The following is a 15780-nucleotide window of genomic DNA, read 5'->3' as shown; positions in this document are numbered from 1 at the left end:
TTTGACGGATAAGTCAAAGGCTTTGTTGTTAGTTCCCCTCTCTGGCTACGCCATCTCTCCCAAAGGGAGAGAAAAGAAACACCGCAACTCTCTCCCTTTGGGAGAGATGCCCAAGGGGCAGAGAGGGTTCGTAATATTTGATAGTATTATCTCTCGCTTCGTTCTTCCATGTTTAAATCGGTATCAAACGGGCTTTTTGTAAACGGATAAATGGATTGTTTGATAAATCCTTTGGGATAAGAGGCTTCATGTACGCCAGTTCCCGCTGGCCATTTTTTGTCAGGCAAATAATAGGTGCCAAACATCATATCAATAAAAGGAAAGATGGAAGCAAAATTATGTCCGTAATATTTTGGGTCTTCACAATGGTGCCAATGGTGGTATTGAGGTGTGGTAAAGATGTATTTGATGAAACCAAAGTTGATACGCGTATTGGCATGGATAAGTACCGCATGTACAGCTATAAACACAATGTATACGTTAAACACCGTAGATGAAAAGCCTAGAATGTAGAGCGGAATAAAAGTCATCGCCCGAGTGAAAAAGATATCTATAAAGTGTGTTCTGCTACCTGCAAGCCAATCCATGTTTTGAGTGGAATGGTGGATAGAATGGAAGCGCCATAAAAATACCTTGGTATGAAAAAAGCGATGTGCCCAATATTGGAACAAGTCGGTAGTGAAAAATGCCAAGAACAACGCGAGGATAAATGGTAAACCTTGTACCCAAGTATGTAAATTTTCTAATCCAATCCAACCAAAGAATAGTACCGCAGGTTTTTGGGTAACAATACCGAAAAACTGAATAAATAAATGGCTAATGACAAAGTAGGTTAAATCGGTACGCCATTCCTCATGAAACTTTGTTTGTGATTTATTTTTAGGGAAAAATAGCTCCAAGGGAACAAAAATGGCCACCATTAACAATAGGTCTAAAATCATCCAATCCAAACCAAAATGCCAGTCTGTTTTCACAACATCTCTGCCGTTTAAGGTCAATGCACCTAAAATAATGGCCAAGCCAGTAATGGCAGTGCCTGTTAAGGCTAATTTTATTTTCTTGCTTAATAATAAACTTAGGGCAGCAAAGAAGAATGAAGCGATTACGCCGAAAATCATCAAGGCTTCCGCAATGCTTTTGGTGTAAACTTCCCTAAATTCTGGGGTCGTCAATTGCTCTGGATATCTGAAACAGAATACCGCAAGCAATACCAAAACGGCTAAAAAAATAGAAAGATACCCACTAATTTGCCCTTGCCCTACTTTAAGGCGTTTATTTGTCGTCATATGGTTTGAAGTGTTTGTTTCAATAATAGTAAAATTGCAGCAGATTTTAAACCGTTCCAATAAATGACCCATAATTGGCGGTAAGAAACTGTTTAAATTTCATTCAAAGAATGACACGAATGGCGAGGACGCCATTCTTTGGGCCAAGGCGACGTTTGGCGTCCTTGCCAAACACCACTTGTAAAAAAACAGATTATTTTCAAACAGTTTCTAAGCCTCTCCCCAAAAATAAAAGCACAACATGGGCTAACCTTTAGTGCAAATATTCAGTATTTTTGTGCTGCTTATATGTTGAAATACCTACGCCTATTACTGTTGCCTTTTAATTTGGTGTATGCCTTGGTGGTATACCTGCGCAATAAGTTTTATGACTGGGGTGTTTTTAAATCGACGAGTTTTGAGATTCCGATTATCTGTGTAGGCAATTTGGCCGTTGGCGGTTCGGGAAAAACACCTACTACCGAATATTTGGTGCGCTTATTTAGCGAATACAAAATTGCCATTTTAAGTAGGGGCTATGGTCGTAAAACCACTGGATTTATTTTAGCTGGGCCAAAGGCTACTGCCGAAACCATTGGCGACGAACCTTTGCAGTACTACCACAAATTCAGAAACGTTACCGTTGCCGTTTGTGAAGATAGGGTGAAGGGTATCCATGAACTGAAAGCCAATCATGATTTGATTTTATTGGATGATGCCTTTCAGCACCGAAGGGTTAAAGCAGGATTTAATGTGTTGCTATTTGAATTCGCGAAGCTGCAAAACATGCAATGGCTATTGCCAGCAGGAAATTTGCGAGAACCATTTTCGGGCATTAAAAGGGCACAAGCAGTATTGGTGACCAAATCTCCTGTTGAAATCACACCGGCCACGAGAAAAAAAATGTTGGACAAACTTCAGTTACAGTCCAATCAACAATTGGCTTTTTCGCACATCAATTACCAAAAACTAAGGCATCTTTACACAGCAGAAGAAACAGCATTTGAAAAAGACCAGCACCTGTTTTTATTAACTGGAATTGCCAATCCAACGCCGCTGATACAGTATCTGGAAGAAAAGCAATTGAACGTTCATTTGTTCGAATATCCCGACCATCATCATTTTACGGAAAAGGAAATAGCACAGTTGGTAACTGCCTATCAGCAATACCCAGCAGCAAAAAAAATAATCGTGACCACAGAAAAAGATGGACAACGCTTATTAACTAACAATTTAAGAGATTTACTATTAAATTTGCCTGTATATTATCTGCCCATTGCCATTGAAATCAATGCAGAAGACAAGGCAATTTTTGACCAAAAAATATTAGACTATGTTGCAAGCACTAAATGATTCGATAAAATACATTAAAAATAAAATAGGTGATTTTGAACCTGAAATAGGAATTGTACTAGGCACAGGATTAGGTGGCTTGGTGAACGAAATTGAGGTCGCACACAGTATCATGTATGCCAGTATTCCCAATTTTCCTATTTCTACGTTAGAGTTCCACTCAGGTAAATTGATATTTGGTACCCTTAAAGGTAAAAAGGTAGTCGCCATGCAAGGTCGTTTGCATTTTTACGAAGGCTATAGCATGCAGCAAATTACCTTTCCTATTAGGGCCATGAAACTATTGGGTATCCAATACCTTTTTGTATCTAATGCTGCGGGTTCCCTAAATCCTGAATTTAAAAAAGGCGATTTGATGATCATTAACGACCACATCAATTTACAGCCAGAAAGCCCGTTGAGGGGAATCAATAACAGTGATTTTGGTCCACGTTTTCCCGACATGAGCCAGCCCTATCAAAAAGAGCTGATCGCAAAAGCAGTAAAAATTGCCGAGGAAAAAAATATTACCTGCCATCAGGGCGTTTATGTTTCGGTAACAGGGCCAAATCTAGAGACCAAAGCCGAATATAGATATTTACGTATCATAGGCGGCGATGCAGTAGGAATGAGCACAGTACCTGAAGTAATTGTAGCCAACCACATGAGTATTCCCGTTTTTGCCATTTCAGTATTAACAGATGAAGGTTTTCCTGAAGATTTGAAGCCTGTAAGTTTAGAAGAGATTATAGAAACTGCAGCCAAAGCAGAACCCAAAATGACCGAAATTTTAAGCCAGCTTATTTCAACTCTATAATGCAGAAATTATTTGTTGCTGTTTCTTTCTTCTTGCTGTTAGGTGTTGCCAAAGCTTTTGCGCAAGACCTAAAAACATCCATTGCGGGTAATAAAGAGCTCGATTCGCTTCGTAAAAAAGAGCAAAATTCACGTGACTCGGTTGTATTTAATGCCAAGTACATTAGATATACTACTCGTAAGCTTACCAAAGACAGCATACAAACTATTCCATTAGATACTACGCTAACGGGAATACAACAATTTAGCCCCATAGCACAACCCCGTAGACCAACCGTAGGTACAGGATTGGTAGGTTTGGCCGCCACATCATTGTTATTTGAGCCGGTAAAAACCATTGGTTTTGAAACAGGTTTTCACTCGTTAGACTATTATAAGTTTACCCACGATGACGTAAAATTTTATCGTGCACGTACGCCGTTTACCAGCCTGTCTTACATTAGTGCCGGCGACAATGTGCAGTTGCTTAAAATTATCCATTCCCAAAACATAAAACCCAATTGGAATTTTGGGGCCAACTTTAATCGTATTGGTGCAAATGGTTTTTATCAGCACCAGCGTGGCGACGACCTTAATGGTGTGCTCTTTACTTGGTACCAAACCAAAAATAAAAGATATAACATTTGGGTTGATGCCGTTTTTAATACCTTAAAGGCCGAAGAAAATGGCTCCATTCTTAAGGATAGCATTATTTTTGCCCCAGCAGGAAATAACTTGGCCACTAAGGAGGCTGAACCTGTACGTTTCAAAAATGCACGCCAACTTTATAGAGACAACTCACTCATGATTAGGCAAAGTTATTTTGTGGGCCGTATTGATAGCACCGAGAACAGTAACAACCAAAACATATTACCTACCAATAAAATTACCCATACGCTAACCTACACCAATAGCTCTTACAGCTTTAAAAAAGACGAAGAAGATGCTTATAATGTATTGCCTGCACCACGTAACCTTAGTACATTCACTAATGACACTACTAATGTAAAGCACCTGCAAAATGAGTTTATCTATAGCTTCTTCTTAAGGGCCAAAAGCAGTTCGGTAATTAAAAACGAATTGAAGATAGATGCGGGTATCAGGTACGACATGTATACCTTTAAGCAACAGATGTTGCAAAAAGATAAAACCCTGTTCTACGCTCGCGATTTTAATGCACAAAACACCACTATATTAGGAGCATTGGGTTATCGTTTCAGCAACAAGGTAGATGTAAACCTAGATGTGCAACAGATTTTACAAGGCTTTAACGCAGGCGATTATTTGTACGAGGCCAAAAGCAATATAGCATTAAGTAATAAGGCGGGAAAAATTGTCATGAGCGCCTACACCCAAAACAAATCTCCGGAAGAAATTTACAACCGTTATTTTGGGAATTACTACGATTGGAACGAGCGAGCTAATCTATCTCGTACAAAAACTACCAATTTTACCTTCACTTACCTTAACGATTTTCTGAAACTTGATGCCAGCGCAGCCTATTACCTAATTAGTAACTATCTGTATTTTGCACCGTCGCCAACGGTAGCCAAGTCTATTATACCTGTACAAAATAGCAGTGAAATTAGTCTCCTGCAAATTAAAGTTGGTAAGCAGCTAGATGCAGGGAGCTTTCACGTCACTGCATATGGGGTTTATCAAAAAACAGACCAGCAACGCATTTTACGTATGCCAGAAATTTACCTGTTTGCTAGTGTATATAAAGACCAAACTTTTTTTAAGTTTCTGAAGACCCAAATCGGCTTCGATGTATTTTATAACGATACCTACTTGGCTAAATCGTATGCTATTGCTGCTAGTCAATTTTATAATGGTGACGACATTACCTTTAGCTCAAAACCAGTGGTTGATGCTTGGATAAAAGTAGGCTTACGCAGGGCCAATCTTTTTGTGAAATACCAGTATGCTAACCAAGGCTTATTCAACAGGGGTACTTATACTGTAAACCGTTATCCGATGCCTGATCGCTTATTGCTTTTTGGCCTAACTTGGAATTTTTATGATTAATTAAAGCACCCTTATCATTCCGAGCGTCCTTGTCATTCCGAGCGTAGCGAGGAATCTCAAAAGAAATGGCACAGACTTAACGAACTTCCAAAAGCTTTGCAAGTCGTATAAAAGTTTAACTACTTTTTCGACTGTATGAATTCATCTCTTGCTAATATTTCGAAAAGCAATTTCAAAATAGCTATTTACGGATAGCCCTGCTTTACGCTACAATCTTTTTGTTATCGCTCATAGCTGTACATTTCTGTCATCCTGAGCTTGTCGAAGGATAATCATGGCAAGAACGCTTCGACAAGCTCAGCGTGACAAACAAAAAGTATTTTCGCTACAATCAGGTTTAGTTCGCAGCTACAGTATCTCTTTTTAAGATGGTAGGTGCTTAATTTAAAACTGTGAGGTTTTTTCGTTTGCACAGCCTCATATGGAACTTCAATTGCCTCAGTGTCATTCCGAGTGTAGCGAGAAATCTCTAGAAACAGCGCTTGTGGATAGCACAGACTTACGAAGTTTTAAAACTTCGTAAGTCTCAGTAAGCCTCATAAAAACCATAAGTCTTATAGAAATATACGTTATTTTTTTGAGCGCATGGCTTTTACCACTTTCACCGCTTGCTGGTCTAGGTAATCGCGGTACTCCGGAGTGTTGCAGCCGTATAAAGCAATTTTACCTTCGGCATTATGATGTATGCCCCAACCGTAACGTTTACCCAACGCCGATGCTCTTAAACAAGCTTGACCTTTGGAGAAGAAATTTTGTCTTGCTTCCTCTAGTTCATCCCTAGTAATATCATTGCGCTGTGCAAATAACGTAAAAAGCACTTCGTCTGAGGTGTACCGATAAGGATTTTTACCAATCATTTCCAGCTGTTGCCCGGCGGCCGTTTTTTGCCCTCCTTTCTCCGCAGGAATTTCTCCCTTTGAAGCAGGACAGTCATCTGCAATGGCAATAAAGGTGTTGTAGTAATTAGTGGTGTGAGTTTTCATTTTTAGTGCTACTTGCAATTTTACCAGCAAAATAGGCAACAGGTAGATAAGCACCAATGAGGTCAACAAGGGTAAACCAAATTGGTGAAGGTACCATCATCACCATATAAACACCACCAGCTAAGAAAAATAAGCCAATAAACATGGCCAAAACCATTTTATGGGCAGCAATTCGAGCGCAAATATAAGCGCCAACAAAAGTTCCAATAGCATGTGCCAAAAACGGGAAAATATAATGTTTGGGCTCAAACAAATGCATACTTGCTTTTAGACCTTCAACAGTGGTATTGTCGGCACCCGCTGGTAATGGAATAATGCTCTGGCTTACCATAATGATGGCCATGTTAACCATACTGCCAATCACGAGGCCAGCAATCACAGCCAATATATTTTTTAAAATTGGATTCATCACATTTTATATTTGGTTCTTATTATTTCGAAAGTACATTGATAGCTTCCAATTTTGAATTTACGAAATTGATTTGGCCAAGCTGATTACTTTCTGAAATAAAATTGCTCATACTTTTGCTGGGATATTTGCTAAAATCGCCAACAATTGCCAATCGCATGCGATAATTAGAAAATTTCTGTAAAATTTCACCTGCTATTTTAGTGCTTAGATCAAAGAATTTAGGTGTGATATTTTTTTCGTAAATAAGGGCGCTGTCAAAACCCTGATAATAGATGTTACCAATTAAATCTACACCATCTTCAATACTATTGATCACTAGCTCATCGGCTACTATTTCTGCTATATTTTCATTTATACTGATGATATCCATACTTCAAATATAAGACTAGAAGTAAAATACTGTACAAAAAAAGAGCGCCCATAGCATTAAACCATGGACGCTCTTATGATAGGCAAACTATTAATTAGAACGAATAGCCAACAGTAAAGCCCCAAACTCTATTGGTTGCTTTGCTATCACCATTTCTACTGTCTTTAGGAACCAAGTTGCTTAGACCTAGGCCATAGTTAGCTCCCAATGTAAAACCGTTATTTAAGCGATATCCTAACCCGAAGTTAGCTCCAAAATCGGTGCTACTCATATCATCATCGGTTTTATTACCAAAGTTCAAATTGTTGGTCTCACTGCTAGAAGTACTACCTGCAGGAGTGGTCACCGTTGTATTGGTTTTGGTTTTACCGTCAATGTTGAATCCTATATATGGCCCTGCACTAATTTGTAAAGCCCCAGAGGTTCCAGTAGGAATACGAAGCACAGCATTTACTGGAACTTCAATAGCCATTACATCGGTTTTTATTTTACCGCTGGTAGTGGTACTTCCCGAAGTACTGCTACCTTCAATTTTGGTACCCTTGTTTTGCAACGAAACTCCTGGTTGGATAAAGAAGTTATTACCTACTCCAAAATCCCCGAAAACTGTGACATTATAGCCCACGTTTTGTTTAGTGTTGTCGTTTAAGGTACTCGAACCATCAAAACCGCTATATCTGATGGTACTTAAGTTTACTCCAGCTTTAACTCCGATGCGAGCATCACTACCACTCATGGTAGTTTGGGCAAAAGCTGCACTAGCAGAAAATAAAAGAGCGCTTCCTAATAATATCATCCTTTTCATAGCAATTCATTTTTATAGTTGAAACCATTTTCAACACTTGCTAAAGTCCAAAAGCTATGCCAATTATGATTTTAAAAAGACCTGAAACACACTTAAAACATGCTAAAAGCTCTATTTTAAGCATGTTTTAAGTGAAAAATACAGGAGTGCCAAAAAATGTAACAGGGTGTTTACAAAAGCAGACAATTTGTGCGGCATTCTGGAGAAATCTAATGATTAAACAGTGCCAAAAATGTCGAACTATTTCAATTTAATTTCCCTTTGGATATTGATTTGTTCCAAGAAATATTCATCGTGTGAAACCACAAGTAAAGTGCCTTCGTATTCATTAATGGCCGCAGTTAATATCTCTACGTTCTGTATGTCGAGATTATTGGTTGGCTCATCTAAAACAATAAGGTCAGGTGCATGATTACCCAAGGTTAGGCAGCATAACATTAATCTCATTCTTTCGCCACCGCTAAGTTTTGCACATGGTTTGTCCCAATTCGATTTCCCAAATAGAAAGCGGTTGAGCCTTGTTTTTACTTCGTGCTCCTGTAACGTTGCAGTATTAAAGTGCTGCGCCTGTTCATAAATATTTAGAAGCGGATTAATGAGCGAATAGTCTTGGTCAATATACGCGGCATTTACCTGCGTGGCCTTTAGTTGTCCTACACTAGTCTTCAAATTTTCCAGCAATAAATGAATTAAGGTTGTTTTCCCAGAACCATTTGAGCCTTTAATGGCTAGCCGTTCTCCACTTTTTATTTGAAAATGAAGGCTTTCTTGCCAAAGGTTTTGTTGGTTATAGCAGTGATTAAGGTCAATCGCTTCGAACAATACTTTGCCCTTATGCAGTAGGCTGTGGTTAAAACCGAACTTCATTTTATCAGCATCTGGTAATTGGCTGCGCAATGTACTCAACTCTTGAGCTACTCCGTCAACCTTATCGGCGTGTACCTCTTTCATTTTAGAAGTACTATTTTCCGCGTTATTGCGCAAGGTATTCATCATGATGCGGGCTACACCGGCTTTTTCCTGTTTCTTTTTACCCTTTGCGTCCTGCTTTTGCTGCCGCTCTAGCGTTTCTCTTTCTTTTTCCTTCGCTTTGCGAAGTGCCTTTTCTTTACTGTTGATGTCTTGCTCCAAAGCATTTTTGGCAAGTTGTTTTTGCTCCGTGTAAAAATCATAATTGCCACCATAAATGCTAATGCCCTGTGGACTGAGTTCACAAATGGAATCTAGAAGATTTAATAGTTGCCTATCGTGGCTAATCACCAGTAAGGTGCTTTTGGTACGTCGTATAAACTGATATAAAAGTTGCCTTCCGGAAATATCTAAATGGTTGCTGGGTTCGTCAAGTAAAACCAATTGCGGACTATAAATATTAATACCCGCTAAAAATACCTTGGTTTTTTGTCCGCCACTTAAGGAGGCCATGGATTGCTGTAAGTCTATATCCTGTAGCTGCCATTGGTCTAGAGCTTCCAAACAACGTTGTTCAATGGTCCAATCGTTGTCAAGGTTTTCAAAGTATTCGTCGTTGGCATTGCCATTTAATATTTCCAGTAATGCGGTGAGTTTGTCATTTACCCCCAAAGCCTCGGCCACCGTACAATGGTTATATTGACCAAATATTTGCGGCAGGTAGTAAGGAACAGTCTCTAAGTGTAAATGTCCAGCATTGGGCATTATTTCACCAGCTATTAGTTTGAGTAGGGTTGATTTTCCTACACCATTATTGCCAATTAAGGCTATTTTCTCATGTGGATTTACTGTAAGATTTAAATTGCTAAACAGTAATTCCTTATTAGGATGTCTATAAGTAATTTGTTGTAAGCTAAGCATGAAATTTCTTTCTTTAAAGATGAATGGATAGCAAGGCAGATGTACTTGCGGTCTTTAACGAAATAGAAAAGAAATTAATCCTACATGCTCATGTTTTTTGATTTTGGAGCTGCAAATATAATAAAAAGTGTTTAATGCGAATAATTTTTGCTTGAAATTGGTTTTGACAGCTCAAAACCTAGACTCCCTTTTATTTGTTCTGCGTTGATTTTAGTTCCAAATTGCCTATTGGTAAAACTGACAAGTGATAAGGTTAACAGGCAAATGATGACCAACAGACCGAAAAAGCTTTTTGGAGTATAATAGTCTATTATGCTTGCTCGCCATAATAGGTAAGCTATTAAAAAGGAGAGCATAATACCTATGGATATAAACAATGATAAAAGCCAAAAAGGAAAAGTTAATAAGGCAATATAAGGCGCCTCCAATACAAACCATAGGAGTGTTGGTACAAATAGGGCATAGAGAATAATGATAATTTTAGGCCGCTTTTTACCAGCTTCGTCTAGGAAACGCAAACTATTGGCGGTTACATCGAAAATATCCAGTAAGCTCATGTAAAGGCTTTAAGTTTTCTGTGGTTTTTTCTTCGCCGCAGGAAACAGCACATTATTTAAAATGAGACGATAGCCCGGTGAAGTGGGATGCAGGTTCAGATCGGTAGGTGGGTCGTTTACCTGATGCTGATAATCTTCCGGATCATGCCCGCCATAAAAACTGAACTGTCCTTTACCTATTTCACCGTGCAGGTAGCGCACTTCGGCACCGGCTTTATTTTCACCAAGTACGGTAATGCTAGGTTTAACCAAACTTTTACGGAAAGCGGTGGTTTGCCCCATAAAGCCTTTAATCACCTTTTCATGGTTTTGGGTAAGCATGGTAGGTACCAAATCCCACTTGGCAGAGAAATCAAACAAAGTGAAATAATCATTGCTTTCGTTAAAGCCGGTACGGGTTTGGGTTACATCTATATCCGAAAACTCATAGTTATAAGGGTTCATGTCGAGCTGAAAGTTGGTAAAGGCAACGCTTTTTCCATAATCAATTTTAGCTTGGGCATTGGCATCCATCCCATCGCCGTCAAACATGCTTTCTAAAATATCTACGCCTTCGGCCGCTAAGGCAATATCAAAACTGTCGGTACCCGAGCACATGGCAAACAGGAAGCCTCCTCCAACACAAAACTCCTTAATGCGTTTGGCTACGGCCAGTTTCATTTGAGAAACTTTCTTAAAGCCATTGCGTTTTGCCGCTGCTTCTTGGTATTTAACGTCTTCCTGATACCAGGTAGCATTTCTGTAGGAAGACCAAAATCTGCCATATTGCCCGGTAAAATCTTCATGGTGCAAGTGCAGCCAATCGTAGGAAGTCAATTTATCTTTCAGGATTTCATCATCATAAATAACATCGTAGGGGATTTCGGCATAGGTAAGCACTAGGGTTACGGCATCGTCCCAAGGAAGTTTGCTTTTTGGAGAGTAAACAGCGATTTTAGGGGCTTTTTCCAGTTTTACCATCTCCATATTTACGGCGGGATCGCTAATTTCGTTAAGCATGGCGTTCACTTTTCCATCAGGTAGCACTTCATAAGAAACACCTCTGATTTTACACTCATCTTCAATAGCCTTAACCTGTTTTACCAAAAAACTACCTCCACGGTAATTGAGTAGCCAGTCAACTTCTACCTGTTGCTTGATACACCAATAAGCAATTCCGTAGGCTTTGAGGTGGTTCTTTTGGTTCTCATCCATGTAAATTAAAATGGATGCGGCTTTGCCTGCCAAATGAAATAGCAGCAATAGCACCAATAGCATATATTTTTTGCCTAGCATATACGAATGTAACTTTTTTAGCCCGATTTTAACATATTAACGTGAAAGTTGAATGGGATTGTATTGTTAAATTGTTTGATAACTGTATTGTTCAGGAGTGGCTGAAATTCCATTTACAGACCTTATAGGTTTTAAAGTTCATAAGGCCCAAAGCAAAAGCCCCATTATCTTATCATCTCATCATCATCTTATCACATTTAATTTATTTGTTTAAATTTGCACTCTTATATAAAAAATAGAAAATGGGTAAAGCAATTATAAAAACGGTAAAAGGCGACATGACCGTGGAGTTTTATGAAAAGGATGCTCCTAAAGCTGTTGCAAACTTTAAGAAATTGGCTAAAGAGGGCTTTTACGATGGAGTGACTTTCCACCGTGTAATTCCTAATTTTGTGGTACAAGGTGGTTGCCCTAACTCTAAAGATGGCGCCGCTGGTATCCCTGGTACTGGTGGTCCAGGCTATAAAATTGATTGCGAATTAGATGGTGATAACCAGTACCACGATAGAGGTGTGCTTTCTATGGCACACGCTGGTAGAAACACAGGTGGCTCTCAGTTTTTCATTTGCCACAGCAGAGATAATACCGCACATTTAGACCGTAACCACACTTGTTTTGGTAAAGTTGTTGAAAATGTTGACCTTGTTGATGATATTCGTCAGGGCGATAAAATTTTGACGGTAGAAGTAATTGAAGACTAAATGCGTTGAGCGTTTGGAGTTTGGCGTTTTCAAGCGCTTTACACCTACGTTAGCCGCTTAACAAATAAAAAAGATGAATTTAAGAGGAATTGTATCTGTTTCTGGTAGACCAGGTCTTTTTAAGCTGATTGGACAAAATAAGGCTGGATATGTTTTGGAAAGTCTTGATGCACAGAAATTAAAGATTGTAGCCAACTTGTCGAATACTAAATTGGCTTCGTTAGAAGATATCACCATTTATGGCGAAGACGATGAGTTGAAGCTTACAGATGTATTGGCCAATATTGCAGCAACCAAAACTGCTGTGCCAGATTTAAAGGCTGACGGAAATACGTTGAGGAGCTTCTTTAACGAAGTGGCTCCAAACCACGACCAAGAGAAAGTTTATGCTTCGGACATGAAGAAGATTTTAACTTGGTATAACTTGTTAAAGGATATGCCTTTGTTTACAGAAGCTGCACCAGGTACTGAAGAGGCTGCGCCAAAAGTGGAAGATAAAGTTGAGGCTAAGCCGAAAGCTGCTCCTAAAGCGAAAACAGCTAAGGCACCAACTGCTAAAACTGCGGCTCCTGCCAAAAAAGCAACTATGCCAGCTAAAAGAGGAGCTTAATCTTCTAAAGGCTTTTGAAATAGAAAGGTGTCAATCCGAATAGGGTTGGCACCTTTCTCTATTTTTATGCGAAGAAATACTTGTAAATGTACCACAGCACTACTAATGCTACTGCGATGATTAATATGGCATTGATATATTTTTTCTCTTTAGAAGTGTCGGTCCTGAATTTATAATTCCTCTTATAATCGCTTGGTAATTTCATAATGCCTCCTTTTTTATATTGTGATGTTTTGGTTGGGGATATTCCATAATATTTTTGCAGTAAATAGCTTATTCATGATGATAAGGTTCGTTTTTCAATATCGTAAACGCACGGTATAACTGTTCCACAAAAAACAGCCGTACCATTTGGTGTGAAAAGGTCATGTCTGACAGGGAAATGCTGCTATTGGCTCTTTTGTAAACGCTTTCATCAAAGCCATAGGGACCGCCAATAATAAACACCAAGTTTTGCACGCTGCCCACCATTTGCTTATTAATGTACTGCGAGAATTGCACGGAGCTGTATTTCTTGCCTTTTTCGTCCATCAGTATTACCACATCGCTATTGTTCAGCTGTTTTAAAATTAACTCCGCTTCTTTTGTTTTTTGTTGTGCCTCGGTCAGGTTTTTACTGTTCTTAATGTCGGGAATAACCGTAAAACTGAAGTTGATGTAGTGCTTTAACCGATTAAGGTATTTGTCAATGCCCTCAATTAGATATTTGTCTTCAGTTTTGCCGATGGCAATTAGGCTAATCTTCATCTAGTCTTTTATCTTTACAGCTTACAAAATTGCTTTGTTCAAAAAGGGCTGGGCGAAACAAGTGTGCTGTTTCTGCGTCCATATTCAACAAGCGTTTATAATTTCTTCAAAGATAATGTTAAATACCGAGCAAGATAGATTAAAACAATACGAAGGTTCAGCAAAGTTACAACAGGAACTTATTTCAGCACTAAAAAAGCAGATTGACCAGCTGTCGATGGTTAGGGTAGCTTTGCTATTGGTTGAAATTGGTTTTTTTGTGGGCTTAGCCAGTTCAAACACTGATACGGCTATTGCCATTTGGAGTGTGCTTCTGCTGCTGCCAATTGCTGTGTTTGTGACAGTAGTGAAGCGACAAAACAAATTAGAAAACCAATATAATTTTCATAGAAACTTACTTTGGATATTTGAAAACGAAATAGGCATGCTCCAAGGAAAGCCAAACGGCTACGATGATGGGACTGTATTTGAAGATGAACAGCATCCCTATCTTTCTGATTTGGATATTTTCGGTAGGTCATCTTTATATGCTTTGGTGAACAGAGGCGCAAGCAAAATTGGGGTGGAAACCCTAGCCAAGCATTTGGCGACCGATAGCAACAAGGAAACCATTTTGGGACGCCAACAGGCTATCGCGGAATTAACAACACATATTGATAGTACGTTCGATTTTAGGGCCAACTTAAGAGGACATGAATTAAATAGGATTGAAGAAATTCAACATAAATTAAACCATCAGTTAGTAAAACAAGTTGCTTTTACAGCTAATCAGTTTTTACAGTTTTACGTGAAATTGGTGCCCTATCTCATGCTGTTGCTTTTTTTAGCAGGCTTGGTTTTTGGCGGCAAGGTATGGGGTGTTTTTGGTTTAATGGCTTTTGCGAATGCAATGCTCACTTATCGATACTCAAAACAGATTACACAAGTTTATTACGGCTTTAGTGGAAGCTCTAATTTGTTGAGCAGTTATGCTGAAGCCATAGCATGGACAGAGCGGTATGATTGGAAAAGCAACTATATTAAGGGCCTGTTCCATACACAGGAAAAGGTAAGCGGACATATTAAAGCCTTGGCAAAAATTATTGTGGAGTTTGATGCCAGGTTAAATTTCCTATTATACGCCATCCTAAATTTCTTTTTACTATGGGATCTGAAATGTTGTATTAAGCTGGGACACTGGAGTAGTCATGCTGGCACAAAGGTAGCAGTTGGGTTAGACCGTATTGGTTATTTTGAAGAGTTGATTTCAATGGCTACCCTGCATTATAACCAGCCGCAATGGGTTTTTCCACAAATAAATGAAGGATTCTCGTTAATGGCTCAAGCCCTGGGGCACCCCTTAATCCCTGTTGAAAAACGCGTAGATAATGATTATGTGTTGGAGAAAAGCCCTACGGTGGATATTATCACGGGCTCAAACATGGCAGGCAAAAGTACTTTTCTGCGTACCGTGGGTATCAATATGGTGTTAGCTTATGCTGGAGCTCCCGTTTGTGCTACGCAAATGGAACTATCTATTTTTAAGCTGCTTACCTACATGCGGATTAAGGATAATCTGATTGAAAATACGTCGACCTTTAAAGCGGAGCTGAACCGACTTAAAATGATTTTGAAAGAGGTGGAAGTGCATTCGAATGCTTTTGTACTGATTGACGAGATGTTGAGAGGAACCAATAGTAAGGACAAGTTTGATGGTTCAAAAGCCTTTATTGAAAAACTGATTGTGCTACAAATACCCACTTTGTTTGCTACACACGACTTGCAACTTTCGGAGCTCGAACAAAAGTATCCTGCCGCTGTGCGCAATTTCCATTTTGATATTCAGTTGATAGGTGAGGAAATGGATTTTGATTACTTGATGAAGCACGGACCTTGTACTAAGTTTAATGCAGCGATTTTATTGAAGCAGATAGGGTTGGGGTAGTTTTTTTTCACTTTAGATGTTTATTCTTTTACCACCTTAGACATCTTAGAACATTTTAGTTTTTTGGCATGCGCTTAGGTGAATTAGGGTGTCTTAGATGTTTAATTTTATTCTTTTACCACCTTAGACATCTTAGAACATTTTAG

General features: G+C 39.0%; 16 protein-coding genes. 6 read left to right on the top strand and 10 right to left on the bottom strand.

The window, feature by feature from the left end:
• Positions 1-146: 146 nt before the first annotated feature.
• Positions 147-1286 carry a sterol desaturase family protein gene (locus tag ABDV71_RS19565; RefSeq protein WP_343535587.1) on the bottom strand — a complete coding sequence of 380 codons (1140 nt, stop codon included), beginning with the start codon at positions 1284-1286 and terminating at the stop codon, positions 147-149.
• Positions 1287-1574: 288 nt separating this feature from the next.
• Between ABDV71_RS19565 and lpxK the strand changes: the two genes are divergently transcribed.
• From lpxK to ABDV71_RS19550, 3 genes are read left to right on the top strand one after another with little or no spacing between them, the layout of a single operon-like run.
• Positions 1575-2618, top strand: a complete 1044-nt coding sequence (gene lpxK, locus ABDV71_RS19560) for a tetraacyldisaccharide 4'-kinase (RefSeq protein WP_343535585.1) — start codon at positions 1575-1577, stop codon at positions 2616-2618.
• A complete protein-coding gene (locus ABDV71_RS19555) occupies positions 2599-3414 on the top strand; it encodes a purine-nucleoside phosphorylase (RefSeq protein ID WP_343535583.1) in 816 nt (271 codons plus the stop codon). Before lpxK ends, ABDV71_RS19555 begins: the two co-directional genes overlap by 20 nt.
• On the top strand, positions 3414-5420 hold the full coding sequence (locus tag ABDV71_RS19550; RefSeq protein ID WP_343535581.1) for a putative porin: 2007 nt from the start codon (positions 3414-3416) through the stop codon (positions 5418-5420). The genes ABDV71_RS19555 and ABDV71_RS19550 overlap by 1 nt, the downstream gene beginning before the upstream one ends.
• A 569-nt stretch (positions 5421-5989) precedes the next feature.
• Here the strand turns inward: ABDV71_RS19550 and ABDV71_RS19545 are convergent.
• From ABDV71_RS19545 to ABDV71_RS19515, 7 genes are all read right to left on the bottom strand, one after another.
• A complete protein-coding gene (locus ABDV71_RS19545; RefSeq protein ID WP_343535579.1) occupies positions 5990-6403 on the bottom strand; it encodes a DUF6157 family protein in 414 nt (137 codons plus the stop codon).
• On the bottom strand, positions 6384-6812 hold the full coding sequence (locus tag ABDV71_RS19540) for a hypothetical protein (protein ID WP_343535577.1): 429 nt from the start codon (positions 6810-6812) through the stop codon (positions 6384-6386). Before ABDV71_RS19540 ends, ABDV71_RS19545 begins: the two co-directional genes overlap by 20 nt.
• Positions 6813-6834: 22 nt before the next feature.
• On the bottom strand, positions 6835-7185 hold the full coding sequence (locus ABDV71_RS19535) for a DUF4180 domain-containing protein (protein ID WP_343535575.1): 351 nt from the start codon (positions 7183-7185) through the stop codon (positions 6835-6837).
• Positions 7186-7279: 94 nt separating this feature from the next.
• Positions 7280-7990, bottom strand: coding sequence for a porin family protein (locus tag ABDV71_RS19530; protein ID WP_343535573.1), 711 nt, complete (start codon positions 7988-7990; stop codon positions 7280-7282).
• 240 nt (positions 7991-8230) lie between these two features.
• On the bottom strand, positions 8231-9820 hold the full coding sequence (gene abc-f, locus ABDV71_RS19525; RefSeq protein ID WP_343535571.1) for a ribosomal protection-like ABC-F family protein: 1590 nt from the start codon (positions 9818-9820) through the stop codon (positions 8231-8233).
• A gap of 131 nt (positions 9821-9951) precedes the next feature.
• Positions 9952-10377 (bottom strand): hypothetical protein, encoded by a 426-nt coding sequence (locus ABDV71_RS19520; RefSeq protein WP_343535569.1) that lies wholly within the window; start codon positions 10375-10377, stop codon positions 9952-9954.
• A gap of 9 nt (positions 10378-10386) precedes the next feature.
• The gene (locus tag ABDV71_RS19515; RefSeq protein ID WP_343535631.1) at positions 10387-11571 is read right to left on the bottom strand and encodes an asparagine synthetase B; all 1185 of its coding nucleotides are present in this window, start codon (positions 11569-11571) and stop codon (positions 10387-10389) included.
• Positions 11572-11894: 323 nt separating this feature from the next.
• On the opposite strand from ABDV71_RS19515, the gene ABDV71_RS19510 reads away from it, so the two are divergent.
• Positions 11895-12353 carry a peptidylprolyl isomerase gene (locus tag ABDV71_RS19510; RefSeq protein ID WP_113664151.1) on the top strand — a complete coding sequence of 153 codons (459 nt, stop codon included), beginning with the start codon at positions 11895-11897 and terminating at the stop codon, positions 12351-12353.
• Positions 12354-12426: 73 nt separating this feature from the next.
• The gene (locus ABDV71_RS19505; protein ID WP_343535566.1) at positions 12427-12963 is read left to right on the top strand and encodes a DUF5606 domain-containing protein; all 537 of its coding nucleotides are present in this window, start codon (positions 12427-12429) and stop codon (positions 12961-12963) included.
• A 64-nt stretch (positions 12964-13027) separates the two neighbouring features.
• Here ABDV71_RS19505 and ABDV71_RS19500 read toward each other — a convergent pair whose 3' ends face one another.
• Together ABDV71_RS19500 and rlmH are read right to left on the bottom strand one after the other, a co-directional pair.
• Positions 13028-13168: a hypothetical protein gene (locus ABDV71_RS19500; RefSeq protein WP_343535564.1), complete on the bottom strand. Its 141-nt coding sequence runs from the start codon at positions 13166-13168 to the stop codon at positions 13028-13030.
• A gap of 68 nt (positions 13169-13236) precedes the next feature.
• Entirely contained in the window at positions 13237-13710 is a 474-nt protein-coding gene (gene rlmH / locus ABDV71_RS19495; protein WP_343535562.1) for a 23S rRNA (pseudouridine(1915)-N(3))-methyltransferase RlmH, read from the bottom strand.
• A 115-nt stretch (positions 13711-13825) separates the two neighbouring features.
• Between rlmH and ABDV71_RS19490 the strand changes: the two genes are divergently transcribed.
• Complete coding sequence (locus tag ABDV71_RS19490) at positions 13826-15634, top strand: DNA mismatch repair protein MutS (protein ID WP_343535560.1); 1809 nt, start codon at positions 13826-13828, stop codon at positions 15632-15634.
• The last annotated feature ends 146 nt before the right edge of the window (positions 15635-15780 follow it).

This window comes from Pedobacter sp. (assembly GCF_039594775.1).
Lineage (GTDB): Bacteria > Bacteroidota > Bacteroidia > Sphingobacteriales > Sphingobacteriaceae > Pedobacter.
This window is presented reverse-complemented; position numbering and strand designations above follow the sequence as displayed.

Bases quoted from the DNA above. Each gene is read 5' to 3' on its own strand.
- ABDV71_RS19565 (WP_343535587.1), bottom strand. From the start codon at position 1,286: ATGACGACAAATAAACGCCTTAAAGTAGGGCAAGGGCAAATTAGTGGG.
- lpxK (WP_343535585.1), top strand. From the start codon at position 1,575: ATGTTGAAATACCTACGCCTATTACTGTTGCCTTTTAATTTGGTGTAT.
- ABDV71_RS19555 (WP_343535583.1), top strand. From the start codon at position 2,599: ATGTTGCAAGCACTAAATGATTCGATAAAATACATTAAAAATAAAATA.
- ABDV71_RS19550 (WP_343535581.1), top strand. From the start codon at position 3,414: ATGCAGAAATTATTTGTTGCTGTTTCTTTCTTCTTGCTGTTAGGTGTT.
- ABDV71_RS19545 (WP_343535579.1), bottom strand. From the start codon at position 6,403: ATGAAAACTCACACCACTAATTACTACAACACCTTTATTGCCATTGCA.
- ABDV71_RS19540 (WP_343535577.1), bottom strand. From the start codon at position 6,812: ATGAATCCAATTTTAAAAAATATATTGGCTGTGATTGCTGGCCTCGTG.
- ABDV71_RS19535 (WP_343535575.1), bottom strand. From the start codon at position 7,185: ATGGATATCATCAGTATAAATGAAAATATAGCAGAAATAGTAGCCGAT.
- ABDV71_RS19530 (WP_343535573.1), bottom strand. From the start codon at position 7,990: ATGAAAAGGATGATATTATTAGGAAGCGCTCTTTTATTTTCTGCTAGT.
- abc-f (WP_343535571.1), bottom strand. From the start codon at position 9,820: ATGCTTAGCTTACAACAAATTACTTATAGACATCCTAATAAGGAATTA.
- ABDV71_RS19520 (WP_343535569.1), bottom strand. From the start codon at position 10,377: ATGAGCTTACTGGATATTTTCGATGTAACCGCCAATAGTTTGCGTTTC.
- ABDV71_RS19515 (WP_343535631.1), bottom strand. From the start codon at position 11,571: ATGGATGAGAACCAAAAGAACCACCTCAAAGCCTACGGAATTGCTTAT.
- ABDV71_RS19510 (WP_113664151.1), top strand. From the start codon at position 11,895: ATGGGTAAAGCAATTATAAAAACGGTAAAAGGCGACATGACCGTGGAG.
- ABDV71_RS19505 (WP_343535566.1), top strand. From the start codon at position 12,427: ATGAATTTAAGAGGAATTGTATCTGTTTCTGGTAGACCAGGTCTTTTT.
- ABDV71_RS19500 (WP_343535564.1), bottom strand. From the start codon at position 13,168: ATGAAATTACCAAGCGATTATAAGAGGAATTATAAATTCAGGACCGAC.
- rlmH (WP_343535562.1), bottom strand. From the start codon at position 13,710: ATGAAGATTAGCCTAATTGCCATCGGCAAAACTGAAGACAAATATCTA.
- ABDV71_RS19490 (WP_343535560.1), top strand. From the start codon at position 13,826: ATGTTAAATACCGAGCAAGATAGATTAAAACAATACGAAGGTTCAGCA.